Origin of the sequence: Fulvimonas yonginensis, assembly GCF_037137055.1 — a bacterium.
Lineage (GTDB): Bacteria > Pseudomonadota > Gammaproteobacteria > Xanthomonadales > Rhodanobacteraceae > Frateuria_A > Frateuria_A yonginensis.
The window spans coordinates 477,455-502,939 of sequence record NZ_JBBBNY010000002.1; the positions used below are offsets into that span (position 1 = coordinate 477,455).

Annotated in this window: 23 protein-coding genes, 1 tRNA gene and 1 riboswitch; of the genes, 12 read left to right on the forward strand and 12 right to left on the reverse strand. The window is 71.3% G+C overall.

All coding sequences use genetic code 11. The features are described 5' to 3' along the window. Positions 1 to 53: 53 nt before the first annotated feature. A complete protein-coding gene (locus tag WAT24_RS05470; protein ID WP_336806812.1) occupies positions 54 to 206 on the reverse strand; it encodes a hypothetical protein in 153 nt (50 codons plus the stop codon). 263 nt (positions 207 to 469) lie between these two features. On the opposite strand from WAT24_RS05470, the gene WAT24_RS05475 reads away from it, so the two are divergent. Next, positions 470 to 931, forward strand: coding sequence for a metallophosphoesterase family protein (locus WAT24_RS05475; RefSeq protein WP_336806813.1), 462 nt, complete (start codon positions 470 to 472; stop codon positions 929 to 931). On the opposite strand, the gene WAT24_RS05480 is transcribed toward WAT24_RS05475, so the two are convergent. Then, a complete protein-coding gene (locus WAT24_RS05480) occupies positions 882 to 2,219 on the reverse strand; it encodes a cytochrome P450 (RefSeq protein WP_336806814.1) in 1,338 nt (445 codons plus the stop codon). The genes WAT24_RS05475 and WAT24_RS05480 overlap by 50 nt on opposite strands. A 144-nt stretch (positions 2,220 to 2,363) precedes the next feature. On the opposite strand from WAT24_RS05480, the gene WAT24_RS05485 reads away from it, so the two are divergent. Both WAT24_RS05485 and WAT24_RS05490 read left to right on the forward strand, forming a co-directional pair. Further along, positions 2,364 to 2,915, forward strand: a complete 552-nt coding sequence (locus WAT24_RS05485) for a hypothetical protein (protein ID WP_336806815.1) — start codon at positions 2,364 to 2,366, stop codon at positions 2,913 to 2,915. A 157-nt stretch (positions 2,916 to 3,072) separates the two neighbouring features. Then, the gene (locus WAT24_RS05490) at positions 3,073 to 3,261 is read left to right on the forward strand and encodes a hypothetical protein (protein ID WP_336806816.1); all 189 of its coding nucleotides are present in this window, start codon (positions 3,073 to 3,075) and stop codon (positions 3,259 to 3,261) included. Positions 3,262 to 3,484: 223 nt separating this feature from the next. Here the strand turns inward: WAT24_RS05490 and pnuC are convergent, their stop codons facing one another. The 3 genes from pnuC to WAT24_RS05505 form a co-directional block, all read right to left on the reverse strand. Next, complete coding sequence (gene pnuC / locus WAT24_RS05495) at positions 3,485 to 4,066, reverse strand: nicotinamide riboside transporter PnuC (protein WP_336806817.1); 582 nt, start codon at positions 4,064 to 4,066, stop codon at positions 3,485 to 3,487. Then, positions 4,066 to 6,225 (reverse strand): TonB-dependent siderophore receptor, encoded by a 2,160-nt coding sequence (locus WAT24_RS05500; protein ID WP_336806818.1) that lies wholly within the window; start codon positions 6,223 to 6,225, stop codon positions 4,066 to 4,068. Before WAT24_RS05500 ends, pnuC begins: the two co-directional genes overlap by 1 nt. Positions 6,226 to 6,288: 63 nt before the next feature. After that, a riboswitch (TPP riboswitch) is annotated at positions 6,289 to 6,387 on the reverse strand. 172 nt (positions 6,388 to 6,559) lie between these two features. Next, entirely contained in the window at positions 6,560 to 7,696 is a 1,137-nt protein-coding gene (locus WAT24_RS05505; protein WP_336806819.1) for a phosphotransferase enzyme family protein, read from the reverse strand. A gap of 131 nt (positions 7,697 to 7,827) precedes the next feature. Here WAT24_RS05505 and WAT24_RS05510 point away from each other — a divergent pair, with 131 nt between their 5' ends. Then, positions 7,828 to 8,727 (forward strand): AEC family transporter, encoded by a 900-nt coding sequence (locus WAT24_RS05510; RefSeq protein WP_336806820.1) that lies wholly within the window; start codon positions 7,828 to 7,830, stop codon positions 8,725 to 8,727. Between the two features lie 91 nt (positions 8,728 to 8,818). After that, positions 8,819 to 9,217: an RNA-binding S4 domain-containing protein gene (locus WAT24_RS05515; RefSeq protein ID WP_336806821.1), complete on the forward strand. Its 399-nt coding sequence runs from the start codon at positions 8,819 to 8,821 to the stop codon at positions 9,215 to 9,217. Between the two features lie 7 nt (positions 9,218 to 9,224). Here the strand turns inward: WAT24_RS05515 and WAT24_RS05520 are convergent, their stop codons facing one another. Next, positions 9,225 to 9,962 (reverse strand): TetR/AcrR family transcriptional regulator, encoded by a 738-nt coding sequence (locus WAT24_RS05520; RefSeq protein ID WP_336806822.1) that lies wholly within the window; start codon positions 9,960 to 9,962, stop codon positions 9,225 to 9,227. A gap of 71 nt (positions 9,963 to 10,033) precedes the next feature. Here WAT24_RS05520 and WAT24_RS05525 point away from each other — a divergent pair, with 71 nt between their 5' ends. Then, the gene (locus WAT24_RS05525) at positions 10,034 to 10,663 is read left to right on the forward strand and encodes a glutathione S-transferase family protein (protein ID WP_336806823.1); all 630 of its coding nucleotides are present in this window, start codon (positions 10,034 to 10,036) and stop codon (positions 10,661 to 10,663) included. 60 nt (positions 10,664 to 10,723) lie between these two features. Here WAT24_RS05525 and mutS read toward each other — a convergent pair whose 3' ends face one another. Further along, positions 10,724 to 13,300, reverse strand: a complete 2,577-nt coding sequence (gene mutS / locus WAT24_RS05530; protein ID WP_336806824.1) for a DNA mismatch repair protein MutS — start codon at positions 13,298 to 13,300, stop codon at positions 10,724 to 10,726. 180 nt (positions 13,301 to 13,480) lie between these two features. Here mutS and WAT24_RS05535 point away from each other — a divergent pair, with 180 nt between their 5' ends. The 6 genes from WAT24_RS05535 to WAT24_RS05560 all read left to right on the forward strand — a co-directional run bounded on the left by WAT24_RS05535 (position 13,481) and on the right by WAT24_RS05560 (position 19,144). After that, positions 13,481 to 13,987, forward strand: a complete 507-nt coding sequence (locus WAT24_RS05535; RefSeq protein ID WP_336806825.1) for a CinA family protein — start codon at positions 13,481 to 13,483, stop codon at positions 13,985 to 13,987. Between the two features lie 129 nt (positions 13,988 to 14,116). After that, positions 14,117 to 15,151 (forward strand): recombinase RecA, encoded by a 1,035-nt coding sequence (gene recA, locus WAT24_RS05540; protein ID WP_336806826.1) that lies wholly within the window; start codon positions 14,117 to 14,119, stop codon positions 15,149 to 15,151. A gap of 173 nt (positions 15,152 to 15,324) precedes the next feature. Beyond that, entirely contained in the window at positions 15,325 to 15,819 is a 495-nt protein-coding gene (locus tag WAT24_RS05545; RefSeq protein WP_336806827.1) for a regulatory protein RecX, read from the forward strand. 56 nt (positions 15,820 to 15,875) lie between these two features. Beyond that, a complete protein-coding gene (gene alaS / locus WAT24_RS05550; RefSeq protein ID WP_336806828.1) occupies positions 15,876 to 18,521 on the forward strand; it encodes an alanine--tRNA ligase in 2,646 nt (881 codons plus the stop codon). Between the two features lie 253 nt (positions 18,522 to 18,774). Continuing rightward, entirely contained in the window at positions 18,775 to 18,981 is a 207-nt protein-coding gene (gene csrA, locus WAT24_RS05555) for a carbon storage regulator CsrA (RefSeq protein ID WP_336806829.1), read from the forward strand. Between the two features lie 70 nt (positions 18,982 to 19,051). Further along, a tRNA-Ser gene (locus WAT24_RS05560) sits at positions 19,052 to 19,144 on the forward strand. A 299-nt stretch (positions 19,145 to 19,443) separates the two neighbouring features. Here WAT24_RS05560 and WAT24_RS05565 read toward each other — a convergent pair. The 5 genes from WAT24_RS05565 to WAT24_RS05585 form a co-directional block, all read right to left on the reverse strand. Further along, positions 19,444 to 19,902, reverse strand: coding sequence for a TlpA family protein disulfide reductase (locus WAT24_RS05565; protein ID WP_336806830.1), 459 nt, complete (start codon positions 19,900 to 19,902; stop codon positions 19,444 to 19,446). Further along, positions 19,899 to 21,080: a sialidase family protein gene (locus tag WAT24_RS05570; RefSeq protein WP_336806831.1), complete on the reverse strand. Its 1,182-nt coding sequence runs from the start codon at positions 21,078 to 21,080 to the stop codon at positions 19,899 to 19,901. The genes WAT24_RS05565 and WAT24_RS05570 overlap by 4 nt, the downstream gene beginning before the upstream one ends. Before the next feature lie 13 nt (positions 21,081 to 21,093). Beyond that, on the reverse strand, positions 21,094 to 23,349 hold the full coding sequence (locus WAT24_RS05575) for a TonB-dependent receptor (protein ID WP_336806833.1): 2,256 nt from the start codon (positions 23,347 to 23,349) through the stop codon (positions 21,094 to 21,096). 187 nt (positions 23,350 to 23,536) lie between these two features. Then, the gene (locus tag WAT24_RS05580) at positions 23,537 to 24,115 is read right to left on the reverse strand and encodes a response regulator transcription factor (protein WP_336806834.1); all 579 of its coding nucleotides are present in this window, start codon (positions 24,113 to 24,115) and stop codon (positions 23,537 to 23,539) included. Positions 24,116 to 24,179: 64 nt separating this feature from the next. Further along, on the reverse strand, positions 24,180 to 25,445 hold the full coding sequence (locus WAT24_RS05585; protein WP_336806835.1) for an ATP-binding protein: 1,266 nt from the start codon (positions 25,443 to 25,445) through the stop codon (positions 24,180 to 24,182). Positions 25,446 to 25,485 lie beyond the last annotated feature (40 nt).

Genomic DNA, 25,485 nt, shown 5'->3' on the forward strand with positions numbered 1-25,485 from the left:
TTGCCCCGGGCGTCCCGGTGGGCGCGCGATGCACGCGTGCCCACCAGGCGGGTTCAGCCTTCCGCGCTCACCGCGGCGGTGGACGGCGCATGGCCGGCCGCGATCGCCGCGGGCGCGGGCAGGACGAACATGGCGCTCATCACGCCGAGGCAGAGCAGCAGGCAGGCGGCGAACAGGCCGTGCAGCATCAGGGTCTCGAATTTCATGGTGGTTCTCCGGCAGAGGGGTCTCGAGCCTTGGATGGCACGAGGCGTGCCAAGGTTTGAATCGCCCGCAAACCCCGCCGTTGCGCGGTTTTCTCCACGCCGCTGACGCGCCGTGAGTGTCCGCGGACGGCGGCCAACTGTCCGGCCGGACCGCGGACAGCGGAGCCGGCCGCCGTCACCTTGCACCGTCATGACGGTGCGGTCGCATCGACTGCGCTAGCTTGCCTGTCCACCCCAGGCCGCTCGAACGAGGTGAACGCTCCATGGTCCGCGTTGGGCTGATCTCCGACACCCACGGCCTGCTGCGCCCGGCCGCGGTCGACTTCCTGCGCGGCTGCGAGCGGATCGTGCACGCGGGCGACATCGGCCATGCCGCCTTGCTGGAAGCCCTGGCCGAGGTGGCGCCGGTCACCGCGGTGCGCGGCAACAACGACCGCGACGCCGCGCTGGCGGACTTGCCGGGGACTGCCGTGTTGCAGGTGGGCGAGGTGCGGATGTACGTGTTGCACGATCTCAAGCAGTTGGCGATCGACCCCGTGGCGGAAGGCTTCCACGTGGTGTTGTCGGGCCACTCGCACCGGCCGCTGGTGGAAGAGCGTGCGGGCGTGCTCTACGTCAACCCCGGCAGCGCCGGGCGGCGCCGCTTCAGCCTGCCGATCGCCGTGGGCGAGCTGGTCATCGAGGGGCGCGAGGTGATGCCGCGCATCGTGGAGCTGGACGGGTAACTCCGATCGCTGGCCGGTGCGGCCAGGTTGCGACGCCGGCCGCGCGCACGTCGGCCATCACGAAGCCGCTGGCCGGCCGGCTGGGCAGGCGATCGAGGCGGTAGCGCAGGTCCTGCGGCGGCACGGTGTAGCGCAACGCATTGGCCAGCTCGCCCACCGCGACCATGAGCAGGGCGATCGCCGGGTTCTCGCCCGGGCAGCGGTGGGTGAGCGCGACCTCGCCGCCGCCCTGCGGGATGAAGTCGTAGGCGTTGCCGTCCCAGTCCGCGAAGCGGGCCGGGTCGAAGCGCTCGGGGTGCGTCCAGCGGCGTGGATCGTGGTCGGTACCGTACAGGTCGAGCACCATCCAGTCGCCCGGCTCGAACCTCCGCCCGCGCCAGACGAAGGGCTCGCGCACGCGGCCGCCGATGAAGGGGAAGAACGGGTACAGGCGCCGCACCTCCTGCACCACCGCCAGCAGCAGGCCCGGCTCGCCGGCTTGCAGCCGGCGGCGGATATCCGGTTGCCGGTGCAGCGCCAGCGCCGCGAAGGCGATCCAGCGCGCCACCGCCACCGTCGGGCGCAGCAGGTTGAGCAGTTCGGTGGCCGCGTCGCTGCAGGACAGGCGCCCCCCGTCCGGACGGCGGTAGCCGGCGAGGGCGGCCGCCGGCGTGGCCGCATCGACCGCAGCGCCGCGCAGGCGGCGGATCGTCTGGCGTGCCCAGCGCTCGCAGCGCTCCCGCGCCAGCCAGCCGCGCAGCAGGCGTGGGCCGGACGCGCCGGCGCCCTCGATGGTGTCGGCTAGGTCCCGGGCGCGTCGTGGCGCCTGGTCGTCAGGCAGCGGGACGCCGGCCCAGCGACAGGCCGTGCGGCACAGGATCAGCTCGGCCTGCGGCAGCAGTGTCACCCGCGAAGCGTGTTGCCAGTGCAGCGCCTGGCGCCGCCATTCCTCGCGGAAGAGGGACACCATGCGCGCGGTGCCCGGCGCATCGAGCAAGCGCAGGAACAGGGCCTTGCGATGCGCGTGCGCGGGGCCGTCGAGCCGTTGCACGCTGCCGAAGTCCTGCAGCAGCGCCACGGTGGTGGGCGGCATCGCGCCGCGCCGGGTGAAGCGCCCAGGGTGGTAGAACACGGCAGCCGCTTCGGCTCCCATCGCACAGACCACCTTGCGCAGCATCAGCCGCGTCTCGAAGGCATCGCTGCCGTAGCGCCGGCACCGCTGGCCGACGAAGTCGTAGCCGTCCACCAGCAGCGCGGCGGTGCTGTCGAAGCCGGGAACGTGCGGGAAGGCGGAGCCGGAATGGGCCATGGTCGGTCGCTCGGGACGACAGTGTCGCCATGGCGCCGTGAGCACCCCGCCAAGAACCACGGACCTGGCCGACGCCCGCACAGGCACGCTTGCGTCCGCCGCCGGCTCCTCTATGGGAAGGGTTTCCGCCGACAGGAGGGGCACATGGCGCATCAGGGCAAGTCCGCAGGCATCGGCCTGTTTCCGTTGCTCACGTGGGTACTGAGCTGCGTGTTCTACACGGCAACCATCGCCACCGGACACCTGCGTGGCGCAATGAACATGTACGTGACGAGGCTGATGTGGTGCCCCGGCATCGCGGCGCTGCTTACCTGCCGCCTGCGTGGCGAGGGGTTCGGGCGGCTGGGCTGGCGGTGGGGCGCGTGGCGCTGGCAATGGCTCGCCTACCTGGTCCCGCTAGGGTACGTCGCGGTGGCCTACGCGGTCGTGTCGAGCACCGGCCGGGGCGGCTTCGGCGATGCGCAGTTCCTGGAGCGGATCGCCACCGCGCTGGGCTGGAAGGGCGCGCCCGCCTGGCTGGATACGACTGTTACTTCGTGCTGCTCGTGTTACTTCGTGCTGCTCGCCAGCACGGGCATGGCGCGCAGCCTGTCCATGGCGCTGGGCGAGGAGATCGGCTGGCGCGGTTTCCTGGCGCCGGCGCTGGTGGGGCGGCTGGGCTTCACCGGCGGTGCGCTGGGCACCGGCGTGATCTGAGCCGCCTGGCACCTGCCGATCCTGCTGTTCGCGGGTTGCAACGCGGGCACACCCTGGTGGTTCGGCATGCCCTGCTTCGTGGTGCTGGTGCTCGCCAGCAGCGTGATGATGACCTGGCTGCGGCTGCGCTCGGGCAGCCTGTGGACCGGCCGCGGTGATGCGCGCCAGCCACAACCTGTTCATCCAGGCCTTCTTCACGCCGATCACGGCGCCGCGCGGCGGGATCACGCCCTACGCCATCGACGAGTTCGTCTTCGTGGTGCCGTGGGTGATGGTGCCGGTGGCGCTCGGGTCCTGGCTACGCCGGCGCGAGGTGGCGCGTCCCGCGGACCTGTCCACGCCCTGAGGGTCGCGGCAGGCGCTCGCATCGCAAGGGAAGGGCGTCCGGGAAGTGGCCGGACGCCCCGTGTGCCCAATGGACGCGGGGTCGGGGTTGAGGGAACACCATTGGGCAGGCGTGGTTTACGCCTCGAGTGCACCCGAGTCCGTGACCTGGTTCTCCTTTTCGGGCGGAGCCGACTTTCGTAGCGTGTTTCGGCCGGGTCCGCTGCCTGCAGAGCGCCAGGGCCTCATGCGGAGGCCGGCTGCGCCTGCGGCAGGGCCTGTGCCCGGCGCCAATCGCGCAAGCCGATCGCCGCGAGCACCACGAAGCCGGCGTACAGCACGGCCGTGATCAGCAGGTCCTTGTAGACGTATTCGCCCACGTAGATCACGTCGACCACGATCCACAGCCACCAGGCGGCGACGTGGCGGCGGCCCTGCCACCACTGCGCGACCAGGCTGAAGGCGGTGAGCGCGGCATCGAGCCAGGGCAGGGCCGCATCGGTCCAGCGGTGCATGGCGTAGCCCAGGGCGAGCGCACCCGCCCCGCCGACCAGCACGTGCAGGGCGAGCAGGCGTGCGGGCAACCGCGCGATGGTGACACGGCCGTCGCTGTCCAGGTGCCCGAGCCAGCGTACCCAGCCGTACACGATCAGGGCGGCGAAGGCGCCCTGCAACAGGGCGTCGGAGTACAGCTTCGCGCCGACGAAGATCCAGCCGTAGACCAGCACCGAGGCGAAGCCCACCGGCCAGCACCACGGTCGGCGCCGGGCGGTGAGCCAGACCGCCCACGCGCTGAGCAAGGCGCCGATGAACTCGACCGCGTCCATCAGAACGCGTAGCTCACCGACAGCCGGGCCAGCCGCGGCGCGCCCGGGAACAGGTAGCTGTCGCCGTAGGCACTGCCGGTATCGCGCCAGTAGAAGCGGTCGAACAGGTTGTCCACCGACAGGCGCGCGGTGAGCGCGTGGCCGCCGAGCGTGGTGGCGTAGCGCAGGCCGGCATCGAACACGTTGTAGGAGCCCACGCGCACGCGGCCGTCCGGCGTGGCAACGTTGGGCGAGGCATAGCGCCAGCCGCCGAGCAGGCTGAACTGCGGCGCGAAGGGCAGGCGGTAGTCGGCGTGGACCGCCGCACGGAACCGCGGCACGTTGGCCACCTGATGACCCTCGTAGGCGCCCGTGCCGGTGTCCTGCGCGCGCGCGCGGATCAGGCTCGCGCTCGCGGTGAGGTCGAGGTTCTCGCTGACGCGGCCGTTGGCACCGAGCTCGAACCCGGTGTGCACTTCCTCGCCGTGCTGCACGAAGGTAAACCCGTAGGCGGAGTCGTCCGGCTGCGCGAACTGGTACGGCTGGCGGATGCGGAACAACGCGCCGCTGAGGGCGAGCGTGTCGCCGAGGTCGAGCTTCACGCCGGCCTCGACCTGCCGCGACAGGCGCGGCGGCAGCATCTGGCCGTCGTTGCTGGTCCAGTACGGCGCTTCCTTGCCCAGCGACAGGCCCTCGCTGTAGCTCAGGTACGCGGTCAGCGGCTCGCTCGGCTGCCACAGCACGGCCGCCTGCGGCAACGTCCTGCTCAGGCGCGTGTTGCGCTCGAGCGCGCCGTCGCCGTCGTAGGCGCGTTCGTGCAGGCGCACGAAGCGGCCGCCGGCGATCAGTTGCCATTGCTCGCCCAGGTGCAGGCGATCCAGCGCGAACAGCGAGCGCTGCCAGCTGGTGAGGCGACGCACGGACGGGCCGGGCTGGTTGGGCGAGGGCGCGAAGTAGGGCGGGTCGAGCTCGGCGATGTTGGCGGTGCCGACGTAGTCGTAGACGTCAGCGCGCTGGTCGTTGAGGCGGCGGAACGCGCCCGCGCCCAGGGTCAGTTGCTGGCTCACGCCGCCGGTGTCGAAGTGGCCTTCCAGCACGGCGCGCGCCTCGTCGTCGACGCGCGTGTCGTCCGGGCTGCGGTAATCGTAGACGTCGTAGTCGCCGTTGGGCGCGAAGAAGTTGCCCGGCGCACCGTTGGCACAGGCGGGCGAGTAGAAGCAGCCGTAGGCGAACGCGACGTTGTCGTCGATCACGCTGCGGCTGTGGCCGGCGGCCAGGCGCACCCGCCAGTCGTCGCTGAAGCTGTAGTTGAAGCGCGCGCCGCTGTTGGCGGCGTGGATGCCGACCGGCTGCTGCCACGGCTCGAAGCCGAGCATGCGGGTCGGGTCGGCGTGTGCGGGGAGGGTGTCGCCGCCGAGCAGCTGGTAGCCGGAGACCGAGCGCTGCGCGCTGGCCTGGTAGTCGCTGTCCAGTTCCAGCGTGGCGTCGGGGCTGATATGCCAGTCGGCCGCCAGCGCGTAGAAATTGCGGCGGCCATCCGCGTGGTGCACGTAGGAGTGCATGTCTTCCCAGGCGAGGTTGGCCCGTACGCCGAAGCTCGGCGTGAGCCAGGTGCCCGCGTCCAGCGCGCCGTAGCGCGAACCGTGCGAGTCGGTGCCGAGCGTCACCTCGCGCACCTCGGCGGGACGCTTGCTGACGAAGTTCAAAACGCCGCCCGGTTCCATCACGCCCGCCTGCAGGCCGGCCAGGCCCTTGAGCACTTCCACCTGCTGCTTGTCCTCCAGCGCCACCGGCTGCTCGCCGGCGATCGTCAGGCCGTTGGAGCGCAGGCCGGTGGCGAGGTCCAGCGGATAGCCGCGGATCGCGATGTCCTGGTAGTAGCCGACCGGCGCGTAGTTGTCGCCGAGCGAGGCGTCCTCGCGCGCCAGCTCGCTCAGCGTGCGGATCTGTCGGTCGTCCAGTTGCTTGCGCCCGATGACGGTGACGGCGGCCGGGGTGTCGTGCAGCGAGGCGTTGCCGTAGGCGTCGAGCGCGGTGCCGTGACGGTCGTCGTGGGCCCGGCCTTCCACGCGCACGGGCGCGAGTTCCTTCGCCTGGCGGGCGTCGTCGGATCGGCCGGCGGCGTGCGCGGCGGGCGCCAGCGTGGCGAGGAAGGCGAGCAGCAGGGGGGTACGGTTCATCGTCGACTCGTCGGTAGAGGGCACACGGACGAAGCGACGGCGGGTCGCACGCCCGGCGGACGCACGACTCCGATGCAAGCTCCCTACGCCGGTACAAACCGGATCAGGTTCCAAGGGACTCTCTCAGCCCGGCCATTTCGCCGGGCACCCCCGCTTCAAGACGGCTATTGAAGCATGGAACGGACGTCCGATCCAAACCGCTCGCCCGGGGCAGGACCGGTGCGATCCGCTCGGTTCGTGCGAGCGGTGCGCGCGCCGGCGCCGGGGGGGGCGCCCGTGCAGGGGGGGCTTCGGCTGCGCTCGCGGTGCGAGGCTCGAGGCGGCGGCTCGCAGGTCACGCCAGCGCGCGGATGCCATCCAGCAGTGCCCGCCCTGCGGGCGTGGCGAACCATGCGGCGTGTCCGCGCAGGAAGGTGTGATAGGCCACGTCGGCATTGGCGGGCGAGCGTGTGACCGCCGTGAAGTACTCCACCTCCGACAGTGCGAAGTCCAGGTGCACTAGCGGCAGCAGGTCGGCGAGCAGGTGGATGTCGTCGCCCGACAGCGGCTGCTGCGCGCGGTAGCCGGCCACCAGTGCGCGCGCCGTGTCCAGGTGCGCGGCTTCGCTTCCGGTGTCCAGGGCGAGCCAGGCGACGGCGTTGCGCTCGATCGCCGTGGCGAGGTCGAACAACGGGAAGGTGCGCGCGGCGAGGCCGAAGTCCAGCACGGCGCTGATCCGCGCTCCCGGACCGCGGCCGCTCCAGCACAGGTTGGACACGTGCCAGTCGCCGTGCGTCCAGCATTTCGGTCGCCGGGCGATACGCGGTTGCGCGTGCGCATGGAAGGGCGCGAGCGCAGCGCCGATGTCCGCCCGCCAGTCGCGTCGCGCGAGGTAGGCGGCCAGGCCGGGGCGCTGCGGCAACTGCGCGGCGAGCGCCGCCAGCGGATCGGCGGCCTCGATGAGCTCGCTGCGTGCGACCAGCAGATGCGTGCCTCGCTGGGGCGCCATGTAGCCGTCCGCCGCCTGGTGCAGGCGCGCCAGCATCGCGCCGGCCGTGTGGGCATGGTGCAGATCGAGCAGCGGCGACCACGAAACCGCTTCGCGGTAGAGGTCGATGCCGGCGGCGGGTGCGTGCACTTCGTAGGTCCACTCGCCGATCGCCACGGCGCTCCGCCCGTCCGCGGCGGCCAGCACCGCCGGCACCGGCACGCCGGCGGTGCGCAACCGGGCCATGAAGGCGTGCTCCTCGCCCAGCGTGGACGGGGTGCGTACGCTGTGGTGATGGCGCTTGACGAAGACGGTGCCCCCGGCAGTGCGGACCAGCGCCGCGGCCGACAGCGGGCGCGGACTGTGCCAGGTGATCGCCCCGGCCGGCCCCAGCGCCGGATACTGCCGCAGCAAGGTCGCGAGTTCTGCCGGGGCGAGCGGTGGCCAGTCCGGGGCGACGTCGTCGGAGGCCAGGCCGTGGACGCGGTGGTCGGGATGGGTCATGCGGCGGCTGCAGGTGGCGAAGTCGCGATTATCGCCTTGCACCGGGCCCTTCGCAGGAAAAGGCCGGGTCTTCGGCTTTCCGCCTGCCGGCGGTTCGCGTCTAATGGACGTTTTCCTTCCCTGGCGACCCGATGAGCGCCTTGCTGCTGCTGTTCACCTGCCTGGTCCTCGGCGCGCTGGTGGCGCGCCTGGCGCGGCCGCCGGCGGGGCTGGCGACGGGGCTCAACTGGTGGGTGATCAACGTGGCGCTGCCGGCGCTGGTGCTGGAGTTGATCCCGCGGCTGCGCTTCGACGCGCAGCTGTGGTTCCCGATCGCGGCGATGTGGGTGACCTTCGGCGGCGCATGGCTGCTGTTCGGCCTGCTCGGTCCCCGGCTGGGCTGGTCGCGCGGGCGCACCGGGGCGCTGATCCTGGTCTGCGGGCTGGGCAACACCTCGTTCATGGGCTACCCGCTGATGCAGGCGCTGCACGGTGCGCCGGGGTTGACCCTGGCGGTCGTGGCCGACCAGCTCGGCGCGTTCCCGATCCTGGCCTCTGCCGGCATCGTGGTGGCCAGCCTCTACGCCGGGCGGACCCCGCAGCCGGCGCTGATCGTGCGGCGTATCGCCACGTTCCCGGCCTTCCTGGCGCTGCTGGTCGGCATCGCCGTGGGCGCGCTGGGCGGATGGCCCCCGGTGGTCGAGCGCGTGTTCGCGCCGCTGGGCGCCACGCTGACGCCGTTGGCGCTGTTCTCGGTGGGCCTGCAGTTCCGCTTCCACCCGGGCGAGCGTCAGGTGGCCGCCGCCGGTCTGGGGCTGGGCTGGAAGCTGCTGCTGGCGCCGCTCGCGTGCTGGGTGCTGGGCACGGCCGCGGGCGTCGGCGGGCTGGTGCTGACGGTGGGCGTGCTGCAGGCGGCGATGGCGCCGATGGTCTCGGCCACCATCCTGGCCGACGAGTACGGTCTGGATCCGCCGCTGGCCAACACCATGCTCGGCGCGGGGATCGTGCTCTCGCTGCTGAGCGTGCCGCTGGGCAGCGTGCTGCTGCGCTAGCCGCTGGCCTGCCAGGAGCAAGCCCGCTCCTGCGGGGGCGTATGCACCGCGTGCGTGATGCGCCGCGCGTGCGAAGACGGATAATCGCGTGATGAGCGAACGACAGGACAATCCGGCGCCGGGGGTGCGCGCCGACGTCTGGCTGTGGGCCGCCCGTTTCTTCAAGACCCGCAGCCTGGCCAAGCACGCGATCGACGGCGGCAAGGTCGTGGTGAACGACGCCGGCTGCAAGCCGGCCAAGGCACTTCATCCCGGCGACATGCTCCGCATCACCCGCGGCGAGGAGCGCCTGGAAGTCGAAGTGCTGGCGCTGTCCGAACAGCGCGGACCCGCGAGCGTCGCGCAGATGCTCTATCGCGAGACCGAGGCGAGCCGGCAGGCCCGTGAGGCGGCCCGCGAGCAGCGCCGCCTGATCGGTGCGGCCGGGCCGTTGCGCCGGCCGAACAAGCAGGAGCGCCGGGAGCTGCGGCGGCTCAAGGACGCGGACTGACGGCAGATCACCCCTGCGGGGAAAACGGTGAGCCGCCGCGCGATGCGGGTCGGGCGCGGCGCCCGCGCCCGTTCGCGCGCCCAGCCGGCGGCGCATCGAGCAGTTGCAGCGCCACCGCCTGCGCGCAGCGGCGCACCTCGTCGGCGAATGCCGGATCGTCGACCGTGCGCGCCAGCACCATGGCGCCCACGCAGAGAGCGGTGGCCGCCACGCCGCGCTCGCGTGCGCGGGCATCGTCCGGATCGCCGGCGCCGCCGGCGAGCATGCCGGCCATGTGCTCGACCAGCGCCCGGTAGGCCTTGCGCACCTGCGGGCCGGCGCGTGCGGCGTCGGAAGGCAGCGCGATCAGCGGGCACTGGCCTTCGAGGTCGTCCAGGTGGCTGGCGGAAAGGTAGATGTTCACCATCTGCCGCGCGCACGCGCCGCCCCGGGCCTGCGGATCGAACGGGATGTCCTTCCAGCGCCGGGAGGGATCGAAATGCAGGTAGAGCGATACCGCTTCGGCGTACAGCTCTTCCTTGGCCTTGAAGTGGTTGTAGAACCCGCCGCGGGTGAGCCCGGCGCGCTGCATGATCTCGTCGATCGACACGTTCGCGAAGCCACGGCGGTTGAACAGCTCGCGTGCGCTCTCGACGATGCGCTGCCGGGTCTTCTGCTTGTGTTCGGCGCTGTAGGGCATGGCGGGACCCAGGGGATGCAACAGGCGATGCAGCGTACTGCGGACCCGGAATATGTTCTTGAACATATTTAGTCCACGGGCAAACTCCGGTCGTTCCCACGGGCGGGTGCCGCCCTTCATCCCCACGGAGGCACGACATGAAGCTGTACTACGCAGAGACGATGAACCCCCGCAAGGTCTGCGCGCTGGCCAAGTACCTGGGCGTGCCGCTGGAGTTCGTCCGGGTGGACCTGGCCCGGGGCGAGCACCGCAGGCCGGAGTTCCTCGCCGTGAACCCCAACGGCAAGGTGCCGGTTCTGGTCGACGGCGACCTGGTGCTGTGGGAGAGCACGGCGATCATGGTGCACCTGGCGGTCAGGGCCGGCTCCGACCTGTGGCCGTCGGACCCGGCCGGACAGGTCGAGATCCTGCGCTGGCTGTCGTGGGACCTGACGCATTTCTCGCGTCACGGCGCGTCGCTTTACTTCGAGCACATCATCAAGCCGTTCGTCGGCCTGGGCGAGCCCGTACCGGCGGTCGTGGACGAGGCGACCCGCTTCTTCCGGAACTTCGCGGGCGTGCTGGATGCGCACCTGGCCGACCGGCAGTTCCTCCTCGGCGACAGACTGAGCATCGCGGACTTCAGCGTCGGCGTGCTGTTGCCCTGGGCCAGGGAAGCACACCTGCCGATCGAGGACTTTCCGCACATCGTGCGCTGGCACGAGCGGATGATGGCGCTGCCCGGGTGGCGCGATCCGTTTCCCGCGCCGATGCCCGCCGCAGCCTGAGGCGCCGACCGGACACGCGCGCGCCACGGACGGTGTGCGCGGCAGTCCGGACCTGTCGCCTCAAAGCAGGGCTTTGAGGCGGTAGAGCACGTCCAGTGCCTCGCGCGGCGCGAGCGCGTCGGGATCCACCTCGCGCAGGGCGCGTTCGGCCGCCGAGGGCTCCGGTGGCGCAAACAGGCCGAGCTGTGGCGAGACGTCCGCCCTCGGCCTCGTCGCGGGGGCGTGTGGCTGCATGCCGCGCTCCAGCTCGGCCAGCGTGCGCCGCGCGTCGGCGATGACGCTCTTCGGCAGGCCGGCCAGCGCCGCCACCTGCAGGCCGAAACTGCGGTTGGCGGGGCCTTCCTTGACCGCGTGCATGAACACCAGCTGCTCGCCGTACTCGACCGCGTCCAGGTGCACGTTGGCGATGCCGGGATACTCGCCGGCCAGTTCGGTCAGCTCGAAGTAATGCGTGGCGAACAGCGTGAAGGCGCGGCTGTGCGTGGCCAGGTGCACGGCGGCGGCGCGCGCGAGGGCGAGGCCGTCGTAGGTGCTGGTGCCGCGGCCGACCTCGTCCATCAGCACCAGGCTGTGTTCGGTCGCGTTGTGCAGGATGTTGGCGGTCTCGCTCATCTCCACCATGAAGGTGGATTGCCCGCGCGAGAGGTCGTCGCCGGCGCCGATGCGGGTGAAGATGCGATCCACCGGGCCGATGCACGCGCGCGCGGCCGGCACGTAGCTGCCGATGTGGGCGAGCAGCACGATCAGCGCGTTCTGGCGCATGTAGGTGCTCTTGCCGCCCATGTTCGGGCCGGTGATCACCAGCATGCGGCGCGTGTGGGTGAGCTCGAGGTCGTTCGGCTCGAACGGCTCCTCGCGCACCTTTTCCACCACCGGGTGGCGGCCGCGCTCGATGCAGATGCCGGGCGCGTCGGTGAGGTCCGGCGCGCGCCAGTCGAGCGCCTCGGCGCGCTCGGCGAGCGTCGCCAGCACGTCCAGTTCCGCGATCGCGGCGGCGACGTCCTTGAGCGGTGCGAGGCGTTCGATCAGGGTGTCTAGCAGGCCTTCGTAGAGCGCGCGTTCGCGCATCAGCGAGCGTTCGCGCGCCGACAGCACCTTGTCCTCGAACGCCTTCAGCTCCTCGGTGATGTAGCGCTCGGCGTTCTTGGTGGTCTGGCGGCGGGTGTAGTGGGTCGGCGCCTTGTCGGCCTGCGCGCGGGTGATCTCGATGTAGTAGCCGTGCACCCGGTTGTAGCCGACCTTGAGCGTGCTGATGCCGCTGGCGGCCTTCTCGCGTTCCTCCAGTTCGACCAGGAACTGGTCGGCGTTGGTCGAGAGGCGGCGCAGCTCGTCCAGCTCGGCGTCGTAGCCCTCGGCGATGACGCCGCCGTCGCGCTGCAGCACCGGCGGTTGCGCCACGATCGCGCGCTGCAGCAGGGCGACGGTGTCGGCATGGTCGCCGGTGCGAGCGACCAGCGTGTGCAGCAATGGGCTGTCCAGCGCCGCCAGTTGCTCGCGCAATGCCGGCGCGGCGGCGAGGCCGTCGCGCAGCGTGGAGAGATCGCGCGGTCGCGCCGAGCGCAGCGCCACGCGGGCGAGGATGCGCTCCAGATCGCCGATGCCGCGCAGTCGTTCGCGCAGCGGCTCGTAGGCGCGCGCCTCGATCAGCGTGGCGATCGCCTGGTGGCGCAGGCGCAGCGGTTCGCGTGCGCGCAGCGGGCGATTGAGCCAGCGGCGCAGCAGGCGCGCGCCCATCGGCGTGACCGTTTCGTCCAGCACGCCGAGCAGGGTGTGCTCGATGCGGCCGCTGGGATGCGTGTCCAGCTCCAGGTTGCGACGGGTGGCGGCGTCCAGCGCGATGGTCTCGCCCGCGCTCTCCACCGCCATGCCAGTCAGGTGCGGCAGCGCGCTCTTCTGGGTTTCCTCCACGTAGCCGAGCAGGCAGCCGGCCGCGGCGACGGCCAGCGGCAGGCCGTCCACGCCGAAGCCGGAGAGGTCGCGCGTGCCGAAGAAGCGGTTGAGCTCGCGGCGCGCCGCGTCGAGGTCGTAGTGCCACGGCGGGCGCTTGCGCAGGCCGGGCAGGGCGGTGACCAGCTTCGGCCACGCACCGTCCTCGCCCACCAGCGTCTCGGCCGGCTGCAGGCGCGCCAGCTCCGCAGCCAGCGCTTCGGCGCCGGGCACCTGGCTGAGCAGGAAGCGGCCGGAGCTGAGATCGACCCAGGCCAGACCGAACGCACCCTGCGAGCCGGCGTGGATCGACAGCAGCAGGTTGTCGCGCCGCTCCTCCAGCAGCGCCGCGTCGGTCACCGTGCCGGGCGTGACGATGCGTACCACCTTGCGCTCGACCGGCCCCTTGGACGTCGCCGGGTCGCCGATCTGCTCGCAGATCGCCACCGATTCGCCGAGCCGGACCAGCCGCGCCAGGTAGTTCTCCACCGAGTGGTAGGGCACGCCCGCCATCGGGATCGGCGCGCCCGCGGACTGGCCGCGCTGGGTCAGGGTGATGTCGAGCAGCCGCGCGGCCTTGCGCGCGTCGTCGTAGAACAGCTCGTAGAAGTCGCCCATGCGGAAGAACAGCAGCACGTCCGGATGCTCGGCCTTGGCCGCCAGGTACTGGCGCATGAAGGGCGTGTGCTGGGCGGAATCGTGGAGGTTCATGCAGGGAGAGTCGTCGCTGGTCGCTCGGCCCGTGGTCCGGCCGGAAACCCCCGAGTGTATGCCAACCGGTCGGGGCGATGCCCGCGTCCCTCCCGCGGACGCCGCGCTTGCGGTGACCTCCGCGGAACGGGTAGAACGCCGCTTTGCGCGCGCCGCAGTCCCCCGACGGAGTTCCCGAACGTGTCCCCGCCCGCCCCCACCGATGCCGAGCTTTCGGCGCTCGCCGCCCAGCTCGCCGCCGAGCTGCTGCAGCACAAGTTGATGCTGGTCACCGCCGAGTCCTGCACCGGCGGCTGGATCGCCAAGACGCTGACCGACCAGCCCGGCAGCTCGGCCTGGTTCGACGCCGGCGTGGTCGCGTACAGCTACGAGGCCAAGGAAGCGCTGCTGGGCGTCAATCCGCGCACCATCGAGCACACCGGCGCAGTGAGCGAGGAGACCGTGCTGGAGATGGTTTCCGGTGCCATGGCGCGCTACGGCGCCGGCGTGGCGGTGGCCGTCACCGGCATCGCCGGGCCCGGCGGCGGCACGCCGGAAAAGCCGGTGGGCACGGTGTGGATCGGCTGGAAGCGCAGGGGCGGCTACGCGCACGCCAGGCTCTTCCATTTCACGGGCGATCGCGACGCGATCCGGCGCCAGAGCGTGGCCGCCGCGCTCAGCGGGGTGCGGAAAGCGCTGACGGAGTGACGCGGCCTGCGCCGGCGGCGGGGCTTGACGGGTGTGGGATACTTGGCTCCTTGCAGATGATCCCAGCCCGTGAGACTGCGGCCGGGCATCATGCCTCCCATTCCTAGCCACACCACCGGGATTCCCACGATGGACGACAACAAGCGCAAGGCGCTGGCCTCCGCCCTCGGCCAGATCGAGAAGCAGTTCGGCAAGGGCGCCGTGATGCGCCTGGGCGACCGCACCGACGACGCCATCGACACCGTCTCCACCGGCTCGCTGGGGCTGGACATCGCACTCGGCGTCGGCGGCCTGCCGCGCGGGCGCGTCATCGAGATCTACGGTCCGGAGTCCTCGGGCAAGACCACGCTGACCCTGCAGGTCATCGCCAACTGCCAGAAGAACGGTGGCACTGCGGCCTTCGTCGACGCCGAGCACGCGCTCGATCCGACCTATGCCGAGAAGCTCGGCGTCAACGTTGCCGACCTGCTGGTCTCCCAGCCCGATACCGGCGAGCAGGCGCTGGAGATCGCCGACATGCTGGTGCGCTCCGGCGCGGTGGACGTGGTGGTGGTCGACTCGGTCGCCGCATTGACGCCGAAGGCGGAAATCGAGGGCGAGATGGGCGACTCCCACGTCGGCCTGCACGCGCGCCTGATGAGCCAGGCGCTGCGCAAGCTCACCGCGAACATCAAGAAATCCAACTGCCTGGTGATCTTCATCAACCAGATCCGCATGAAGATCGGCGTGATGTTCGGCAGCCCCGAGACCACCACCGGCGGCAACGCGCTGAAGTTCTACGCCTCGGTACGCCTGGACATCCGCCGCATCGGCTCGGTGAAGAAGGGCGACGAGGTGATCGGTTCGGAAACCCGCGTCAAGGTCGTCAAGAACAAGGTTGCGCCGCCGTTCCGCCAGGCCGAGTTCGAGATCCTCTACGGCGAGGGTTCCTCGCGCGAAGGCGAGATCATCGAACTGGGCGTGAAGGAGAACCTGATCGACAAGTCCGGCGCCTGGTACAGCTACAACGGTGACCGTATCGGCCAGGGCAAGGAGAACGTGCGCCAGTTCCTCAAGGACAACCCGGCCATCGCCGACGAGATCGACCGCCAGTTGCGCGAGCGGCTGCTGGTCGGCGGCGGCAAGGCGGCGCCCGCCTCCGAAGAGGCGCTGGAAGAAGCCTGATCGGATGGCGGTGCGCGGACCGGTCCGCGTCGTGCCGCCGGGCACCGCCCGGCGGACCCCGGCTTTCGCAGGAGCGAGCTTGCTCGCGATGCCCATGACTCCGGTGTCCGGTCGGAGCGGAAAGCATCGCGGGCAAGCTCGTTCCCTTTCCGCATGACGCGGCGGGCACGGCCATGAAGCGCCGCCCGGACGATCCCGACAAGCCCCGGCGCAGCGCCTACGACAAGGCGCTGGGCCTGCTCGCGCGCCGCGAACACTCGCGCCGCGAACTCGAGCTGAAGCTGCGTCATGGCGGCTACGACGCCGAGGAAGCGGGGGCCGCCGTCGAACGCCTGGGCGAGCAGCGCTACCAGGACGACGACCGCTTCGCCGAGGTACTGGTGCGCAGTCGCGCGTCGCAGGGTTACGGTCCCCAGCGCATCCGCGCCGAGCTGAAGAGCCACGGCGTGCCGGATGGACGCATCCGCGAATTGCTGGACGCCGCCGGGGTGGACTGGGAGGCCTCCGCAGCCGACCAACTGCGCCGCCGCTACGGTGCCCGGAGCAGCCGGGAACCGGCCGAACGCGCCCGGCGGGCGCAGTTCCTCTTGCGTCGGGGCTTTGCCGCCGCCACAGTACGACGTGTTACCCACGCCGAAGTGGACGACGCTGCCGACGGAATCGACTGATTCGACAGGCGGCGGCCGCCGGCGTGGCCTTTTTTGTTTCCTTTCGCCACGCTCCGATGAAAACCGCCGACATCCGCTCGACCTTCCTCGACTTCTTCCGCGCGAAGGATCACGCCATCGTGCCTTCCAGCTCGCTGGTGCCGGCCAGCGACCCGACGCTGCTGTTCACCAACTCGGGCATGGTGCCGTTCAAGAACGTGTTCCTGGGTAGCGAGAAGCTGCCGTACGCGCGCGCCGCCGACGTGCAGCGCTGCCTGCGGGCCGGCGGCAAGCACAACGACCTCGATTCGGTCGGCTACACCGCGCGCCACCACACCTTCTTCGAGATGCTCGGCAACTGGTCCTTCGGCGACTACTTCAAGCGCGAGGCGATCGCCTGGGCATGGGAGCTGCTGACGCAGGTCTTCAAGCTGCCGGCCGAGCGGCTGTGGGTGACGGTCTATCACACCGACGACGAGGCGTACGACATCTGGCACAAGGGCGTCGGCGTGCCGGCCGAGCGCATCGTGCGCATCGGCGACAACAAGGGCGCGCCCTACGCGTCGGACAACTTCTGGCAGATGGCCGACACCGGCCCGTGCGGTCCCTGCACCGAGATCTTCTACGACCATGGTCCGGAGGTCGCCGGCGGCCCGCCGGGCTCGCCCGACGAGGACGGCGATCGCTACATCGAGATCTGGAACCTGGTGTTCATGCAGTTCGACCGCGCGCCGGACGGCACGCTGTCGCCGCTGCCCGCGCCCTGCGTGGACACCGGCATGGGCCTGGAGCGCCTCGCCGCCGTGCTGCAGCACGTGCACTCCAACTACGAGATCGACCTGTTCCAGCACCTGATCCGCGTGGCGGGCGAGCTGACCGGCACGAAGGACCTGGGCAACAAGTCGCTGCGCGTGATCGCCGACCACGTTCGCGCCTGCTCCTTCCTCATTGTCGATGGCGTGCTGCCGTCCAACGAAGGGCGCGGCTACGTGCTGCGCCGGATCATCCGCCGCGCGCTGCGGCACGGCTGGATGCTCGGCGTGCGCGGCGAATTCTTCTGGAAGATGGTGGCGCCGCTGGTCGAGGAGATGGGCGCGGCGTATCCCGAGCTGGCCTCGAAGCAGGGGTTCGTGGAAGACGCGCTGCGCACCGAGGAGCAACGCTTCGGCGAGACGCTCGAGCACGGCATGCGCGTGTTCGACGAGGTGGCGCGGAAGGCGGGCACCACCATCCCCGGCCTCGACGCGTTCCGGCTCTACGATACCTACGGTTTCCCGGTCGACCTCACCGCCGACATCGCGCGCGAACGCGGGCTGACGGTGGACATGGCCGGCTTCGAGGCCGCCATGAACGAACAGCGCGAACGCGCCCGCGCGGCCGGCCGCTTCGAGGCCAGGGGCCAGATGCCGGCCGAGCTGGCCAGCCGCCTGGCGCCGACCGTGTTCCTGGGCTACGAGACGCTGTCCGCGCAGGGCTGCAAGGTGGTCGGCATCGTGCGCGACGGGCGCCAGGTGGACGCCCTGGACGATGGCGAGGAGGGCCTGGTGATCCTCGATCGCACGCCGTTCTACGCCGAATCGGGCGGCCAGGTCGGCGACACCGGCGTGCTCGCCGGCGCGGACGGCCGCTTCGAGGTGAGCGACACCCTCAAGATGGGCGGGGTGTTCTTCGGCCATGCCGGCCGCTGGCGTGGCGTCGCGTTGCGCGCGGGCGACACGCTGGACGCGCAGGTGGATACCGAGCGCCGCCAGGCGACCGTATTGAATCACTCGGCCACGCACCTGCTGCACGCGGCGCTGCGCCAGGTGCTGGGCGAGCACGTCACGCAGAAGGGTTCGCTGGTGGCCCCGGAGCGGCTGCGCTTCGACTTTTCGCATTTCAAGCCCATGAGCCGCGACGAGCTGGCCGCGGTCGAGGCGCTGGTCAACGCCGAGGTGCGCCGCAACGCGCCGGCCGAGGTGCATCACATGGCCTACGACGACGCCATCGCCTTCGGTGCGATGGCCCTGTTCGGCGAAAAGTACGGCGACCAGGTGCGCGTGCTGAAGATGGGCGACTTCTCCACCGAGCTTTGCGGCGGCACGCACGTCAGCCGCACCGGCGACATCGGCCTGTTCAAGATCGTCAGCGAGGCCGGCGTGGCCTCCGGCGTGCGCCGCATCGAGGCGGTGACCGGCGCCGGCGCGCTCGCTCACGTCGCCGAAGAGGAGCGGCGCCTGGGCGAGCTCTCGCAGCTGCTCTCGGGCAGTGGCGACGACGTGGTGGAGAAGCTGCGCCAGTTGTTCGAGCGGCAGAAGAAGCTCGAACGCGAGCTCGACTCCCTGCGCAGCAAGGCGGCCGGCAGCGCCACCGCCGACCTGGCCGGCAACGCGCGCGACGTGGCGGGCATCAAGGTGGTGGCCGCGCGGCTCGAGGGCTTCGACGCCAAGTCGCTGCGTGAAGGTGTCGACCAGCTCAAGCAGCAGCTCGGCGACTGCGTGGTGCTGCTTGCCGGGGCATCCGAGGGTCGCGTCTCGCTGGTGGCCGGCGTGCACGGCGCCGCGCTGGGCCGGATCAAGGCCGGTGAAGTGGTTTCGCACGTCGCCCGGCAGATCGACGGCAAGGGCGGCGGCCGGCCCGACATGGCCCAGGGCGGCGGCCTGGATACCCCGCAATTGCCGGCGCTGCTGGAGGCGCTGCCGGGCTGGATCGGGCACCAGCTGGAGGCCGCCGGGGCTTTGTGAATCCGGGGTTTACCCCCGCCAAAATGCATTGCGCGGGGCGCTGGCGCTCGGCTAGTATCGGTTGACTGTCGGTGGCATGGACCCACGGTGCCGCCGCAAGGCAAGGCATGCATGGGGAATGCCTTGGCTGTGAGCCGGGGAAGGCGGTAGGGCCTTCGACGGACGACGTCGAACTGACCGTTGCAGGAACTCAGGGGTGAAGTTCCACTGTACGGCAGGCCTGTGACCAACAGCACTAATGGAGTAACACAACATGTTGATTCTGACCCGCAGGGTCGGTGAAACCCTGATGATCGGTGACGAGGTGACCGTTACCGTTCTCGGCGTGAAGGGCAACCAGGTGCGGATCGGTATCAACGCGCCCAAGAATGTGGCCGTCCATCGCGAAGAGATCTACCAGCGGATCAAGGGCGAACACGAGGCCGGTGGCCCTCCGGCCGGTGAAACCGGCGACCGTTGATCACGCACGCTTTACCTCGGCGGCGCCGGTCGGTATCCTTGCCGGCTCCGCTCCCGTGCGGAACACACCCGGAGAGATGCCCGAGAGGCCGAAGGGGCTCCCCTGCTAAGGGAGTATAGGGTCAAAAGCCTTATCGAGGGTTCGAATCCCTCTCTCTCCGCCAGATACGCCAGACGCCCCACCGGGGCGTTTTGCGTATCTGGCGTCGGGAAACGCCGACAGGATATCCGGGTGGCCGGGTCGCGTACTCATCGAGACGGTGGCGACCGATGTCCGCGGTGCCGTGGCTGTGCCGAGCTCGCCAGGCAGGTCGGGGCGGTTTCGGAGGGGTCTCCGGGGAGGCTGCTGGTAAAGGCCTGTGCGGATCAGGACGCAAGCCGACAGACCGGCCCGACCCACCGCAGGTGGTGCGCTGGTCCCGCGTGCGCGGCCGGCGCCGCGGGCCTGCGTTTTTCGCGAGGGCTAGGGCACCAGCGCCTCCAGTTGCTTCGCGGTGAGTTCGCCGCTGAAGCCCTGCCGACGGCCGTCGGCGTGGATCACCAGCACGCGCGGCGTCTCGCCGCCCCAGTCCGGATCGAGCAGGTAGTTCAGGCGTTCGGGCATGGCATCGGCGTAGGCGCGTGCCGGCCAGCCGCTCACGCCGGCCGCCTGCAGACGCCGCTCGATCGCGTCGCGCTGGCCGATGTCGTCGGTGGCGACCGTGACCAGCTCGACCGTGCGCGGATGCGCCCGCTGCAGTCGCGCCAGCGCCTGCAGGTTGGGTTCGCAGTAGGCGCAGTCGAGCGCCCACAGGGCGATCAGGCGCTCGCCTTGCGCGGGCGGCGCGAGCAGGGCGGGAACGTCGGCTGCGCGGAGCGGTTGCAGCGTGCCGGCGGCGGCGACGCCGGGCAGCAGCAGGAGCATGGCCAGCCAGCGCTTCATCGGGCGGCTCCCGCGAGCAGCAGGCGGAAACCCGCCGAGGTGTTCCACGCGACGTAGGCACGACCTTCGTGCAGCAACAGCTGCGGCGAGCCCACCGCGCCCTGCACGGTGGCGAGCGTGCGCGGCGCGCCGAAGTGCAGGCCGCCGTCGTCGGAACGGCGCATCTGCAGCGACTCGCCGTCGGCACCGATCCGGTTCCAGGCCACCCACACGGTGCGGCCCTGCACGGCGATGTCCGCGTGGCTGGCGCCGGTGCCCGCCATCGCCAGCGCACGCCGTGGCGGATGGCCCGGATCGAGCTGGCCGTACCAGATCGTCGGCTTGCCGTTGGCCTCGTACCACACCGCGTGGCGGGTGCCGTCGGCGGCGATCGCCAGGCCGGGCCCGTGATGCGGGCAGCCGGCGATGTGCCAGTCGCTGAAGGTCGCGCGGCGCGGGACGTCGATCTTGCCGTCGGTGCGCAGCAGCGCGTATGCGTGGTCGCGGATGTTGTCGCCGTAGACCGCGCGGAAGAACGCGGCGACATCGCCCTGCGGCGTGCGCGCCAGGGCGATGCGGCAGCATTCACAGCTGTGCTGCGCCAGCGCGCGCTCGGGCGCGAAGTGCGCACCCCGGTCGGTCGACCAGGTGTAGTAGACCGCCGCGCCGAGGTAGGGCTGGTGCGCGGCCTCCGCCGCGACCTGGTCGCGCTTGTCGATCCAGGCCAGCACCACGCGGCCCGTGCCGTCAACGGCCAGCGCGTCGAAGCGGTGGGTGATCTCGGCGCGGTCGCGGTGCACGGTGACCGGTGTGGAGAAGTGCGCGCCGCCGTCGAGCGAGCGGGCGAAGCGCACGAAGCCGGTCCACGGCTCGGCGCGCGGCTGCGACCAGCTCACGTAGAGTTCGCCGTGCGGTCCGAAGGCCAGTTTGGGTCGGTTCTCGCCTTCGGCATAGATCGGTTCGGGCGCGGCATTGACCGGCACCGGGACGCTGAACGTCGCGCCCAGGTCGTCGGAGTGACGCAGCCGCACGTGCCCGTCGGCGGCGTCCACCACCCACAGCCGGCCGTGCGCGTCGAAGGCGGCGCTGGCGCCGAGCGGTGGTTCCTTCGCCATGCTCATGGGGGCCTGGCTCACGGCATCGTGCGCGAGCGTCTGTGCACTCGCCAGGCCAAGCAGCAGGATCAGCAGTCCGCGCATGCGATCGCCTCCGTCACAGATCCCAGCGCACTTCGCCGACCCAGGTGCGGCCGGCATAGGGATGGTAGACCCAGTAGCGTGCGTTGGTGAGGTTGTCCACGCCCAGCGAAGCGGTCCACTGCGGCGCGAACTTCCAGCGCAGTTTGGCATCGGCCACCGTGAAGGCGCTGACGGCGCCGTAGCTGTCCACGAGATCGCTGTTGTCCAGCGTGCCGTACTGGCGGCCGGAGTGGCGGATGCCGAGCGAGGCGTCCCAGCCGTCGGCGAAGCGGTAGTCGGCGAACAGGCTGGCACGCAGGCGCGGGATGCGCGGGAACCACTTGCCCTCGGCGAGCCGATAACGGCGGTCGCGCAGGGTCTTGGCGTCGTTCAGCGCGACGCTGGCGGTGAGGTCCAGCCCGGACGTCCAGACGTCCGTCAGCGCCAGCTCGCCCTCGATGCCGCGCAGGCGGGTGAGGTCGATGTTCTGCACGCTGGTGACGGTGGGCGTGACGGTGATGTCGGTCTGCGTGTACAGCGCATCGGCGATGCGGTCCTGGAACAGCGAGACGCGCCAGTGGCCGCCGTGCAGGTGGCGTTCCAGGGTCAGGTCGAAGGAGTCGTCGCGCTCGGGCCGCAGGCGGGGATCGTTGCCCACGATCGCGTTGGCGGAGATCGAGCCCTGGAACAGCTCGGCAACGGTCGGGTAGCGTACGGCGCGCCCGTAGGCCAGGCGCAGCCGCCAGTCCGGCGCGAAGTCCCATTCCAGCGCCGCCTTCGGCGAGAGGTCGCTGCGCTGCCGGTCGGGGTAGCGCAGCGCCGTGCTGGCATCGGCACGGCGACCGCCGTAGGCGCGCCACTGCTCCCAGCGGGCACCGAGCGTCAGCGCCCAGTTCGAAGCGAAGCTCCACACGTCCTGCAGGTAGGCGGCGCGGGTCTGCGTGCGCCCCGCGAAGGCGCCGGTCAGCGGACCGTCGGCGGCGCCCCGCCAGTCGCTTGCGGCGTGCACGCGCGAATCGAGCACGTAGCGGTCGCCGTGCACGCCGGCGTAGAGCATGTGCGCATCGCCGAGCGGGCCGGAGTTGCGCAGGTCGAGCGTGTCCCAGCCGGAGCCGGCGTTGTCGCCTACCGTGCCGGGACCGCCGAGCGTGCCCAGCGGCGGCGGCAGGTCGGCCGTGCGCGCCTGCGCGCGCGCGAAAGCGTAGTGGCTGGCCACGGCGGTCCAGCGCCAGCCACCGTCGAGCGTGCCGTTGAGCTCCGCACCGTAGAGCAGGTGGGTGTCCTTGCTGGCGGTCGGCGCCAGGCCGCTCGGCGGCAGCGTCCAGGTGCGGCCGTAGGCTGCGATGGTGCCGGCGGTCACCAGCTGGCCGCCGGCATCGCGCAGGAAACTGCGGGTGCGATCCTCGGCGTGGTCGTGCCACCAGCCCATCGTGAACAGCGCGGCGGTGCGATCGGTCAGGTCCACGCCCAGCTTGAGCTTGGCCTGGGTCTGCACGGTGTGCTCGATGCTGTTGGCGCCGTAGACCAGCCGCGGGCTGCCGTTGGGGTTGCGGTCGAGCGTGGCGCCGGTGACCGGTACCGCCGCCGGGGCGTCGCCGCCGGCCCTGGCGGTGGCGTACTGCATCGGCTGGCCGTGGTTGTCGAGCCTGTCGAGGGTGAGCAGCCAGCTCCAGCGCCCTTGCCGGTTGCCCAGCGAGGCCGCGGCGTGGCGTCCGTCGTAATGGCCGCCGGCACCGTAGGCATCGCGGAAGTCCTGGCGCATGGACTGCAGGCTGGCGCTCGCGGTGAGCCGTTGCGGCAGGCGGGTGTGGATCAGCACCGTGGTGCCCAGCGAGTTGCCCGGGTAGAGCGCCGAGTAGGGGCCGTAGAGCACGTCCACCGCGCCGATCTCCTCGGGCGTGACCATGCCCCAGCGCGGCGCGCCGTCCCAGCCGTTGGTCATCAGGTTGGAGAGCAGCAGGCCGTTGGAGTAGACCAGGCTGCGCGCGCTCTGCAGGGTGCCGGCATTGCGGCCGCTGATGACGGCATTGGGGTCGCCGATGTAACGCGCGCGCACCTGCACGTTCGGTGCGAAGCGCAGCGCGTCGGCGCTGGTGGTGACGTTCTGCTGCGTCAACCGCGCGCGATCGATGCGCACGCTCACCGCCGGTGTCTCGGTGACGTGGGTGTCGCTGGCGTGGACAGTGACCGGGGAGAGCGTGGTCGCCTGCTGCGGGCTGTCGGCGGCAGGCGCCAGTCCGGACGCGGCCAGCAGGACGAGGGCGCAGATGGCCGGCGGTCGTGGATGCACGGACAACCCTGGACGTTGGTCGAGGTGGGGCAGGATAGCGGCGCCAATGTGCACGACCAGATGACGCGTTGTCGCAGGTCGTGTGCGAAGCGCGTGGCTGCGCGGTTTCAGGCGGTCGACGGCACGCCTGCGCCAGGAAGTCGCGCGAGCCGGGGCCTGGGGCAGGAAGGCGTCCCGGTCCGCGGGATCATTCGGCCGCGTCGGGCCGCTCGCGCACCGGATGCTTGCTCAGCTTGCGCTGCAGGGTGCGCCGGTGCATGCCCAGGCGCCGGGCCGTCTCGGAGATGTTGCCGTCGCACTCGGTGAGCACGCGCTGGATGTGCTCCCACTCCAGGCGGCGCAGCGCCAGTGGCGCCTCGGGTGCTTCGGGCGGCTCGTCGTCGGCTGCCGACGGGCCCTCGCCCTCGAGCAGGGCGCGCACCACGGCGTCGGCGTCGACCGGCTTGGCCAGGTAGTCGTGGGCGCCGCGCTTGATCGCCTCAACCGCCGTGGCGATCGAGGCGTAGCCGGTCAGCAGCAGGATGCGCATGTCCGGCACCAGCGCATGCAGCTCGGAAATCAGCTTGAGCCCGTTCTCCTCGCCCAGCTTCAGGTCCAGCACGCAGTAGCGCGGCTGGTGGCGGCGCGCCAGCACGCGCGCCTCGTCGGCGCGGGTGGCACCGATCGCCTCGAAGCCGCGCGAGCCGAGCGCGCGCGAGAGCACGCGCACGAAGGTGGCGTCGTCGTCGACGATCAGCAGCTGGCGGGGGGCGTTGGGTTCGGTCATGGGCATGGCGGGAGCGGCGGGAACACCATTCTTGCCCGGATGCGCCGCGCTTGCACGCGCACGCTCAGGCGGCGGCGATGGCCGCCAGCGGCAGGCGCAGGCGCACCTGCGCGCCGTGCGGCGTGTTGGCGGCGGTCAGTTCGCCGTTCAGGCGCTCGGCGGTCGCCTCGGCCAGGGCCAGGCCGAGGCCCAGGCCACCCTGCTTGCCGCTGCGGCCGAGCGCCACGTTGCCCTCGGTCTCGAAGCCGGGGCCCTGGTCGCGCACGGCGAGTTCCAGCCAGCCCCCGTCACAGCGGATGCGCAGCTCGACCGCATCCGAATCGCGCGACGCGGAGGCATCTGCCGCGTTGTTCAGCAGGTTGATCAGGGCGTGGCGCAGCCCGGCCGGTACGCGCAGCTCCAGCCGCGCAGCGGCCTCGGGCAGGTCGAGCGTCAGCTCCGCTTCCGGACGGAGCAGCTGGAAGCGTTCCAGGCAGCCGTGCACGAACGCCTGCAGCGGCATCTGTTCCGCCTCCTGCGACAGCTGCGCCTGGCCGAAAGCGACCATCTCGCGCAGGATCGCGCGGCAGCGGTCGACCTGCTCCTGCAGCAGGGCCAGGTCTTCCTCCAGCACGGCGTCCCGGGCGTGCTCGCGACGCAGCTCGGGCAGCAGGGTGCGCATGGTCGACAGCGGCGTGTTGAGTTCGTGCGCCGCGCCGGCGGCCTGCGTGGCGATGGCGAGGATGCCCTCGTCGCGCAGCGCGCGCTCGCGCACCCGCTGCACCTCCAGCTGCTGCACCCGCAGCGCGCGCGCCAGGCGGTTGATGAAGAATCCCAGCAGCAGCGCGGTGATCACGAAGTTCACGCCCATGCCGGCCACGTGCAGCGGGAAGCCGCCGCCGTGCATCGGCATCGGCAGCGGCACGTGGCGGTAGAGCAGCACCAGGTAGGCCACGCCGGCCAGCGCCGCGACGGCCAGCACCGCCGGCACCGACAGTGCCGCGGCGGTGAGTGCGATCGGCACCAGCAGCAGGGTGACGAACGGGTTGGTGGCGCCGCCGGTGAAGTAGAGCAGGTAGCCCAGCACCAGCGTGTCCACCGCGACGTGGGCGATCGTTTCCCATTCGCGCACCGGCCAGGGCTGGCCCAGCCGCCACGCGGCGAACACGGCGAACACGGCGAGCGCGCCGATGCCGGTCAGCAGCGGCAGCAGCGGGATGGCGAGCTGCATCCACAGCGCGCAGACCAGCACCGCCACGCTCTGCCCGGCGATCGCGCACAGGCGCAACCAGGCCAGCGTGCGCGTCAGCGCGAACGGGCCGATACGACGACTGGCTTGCCGGTGTTGCATGCGTGGGGAGACCGGCGCCGCGGCTGCCGCGGCGCCTCGC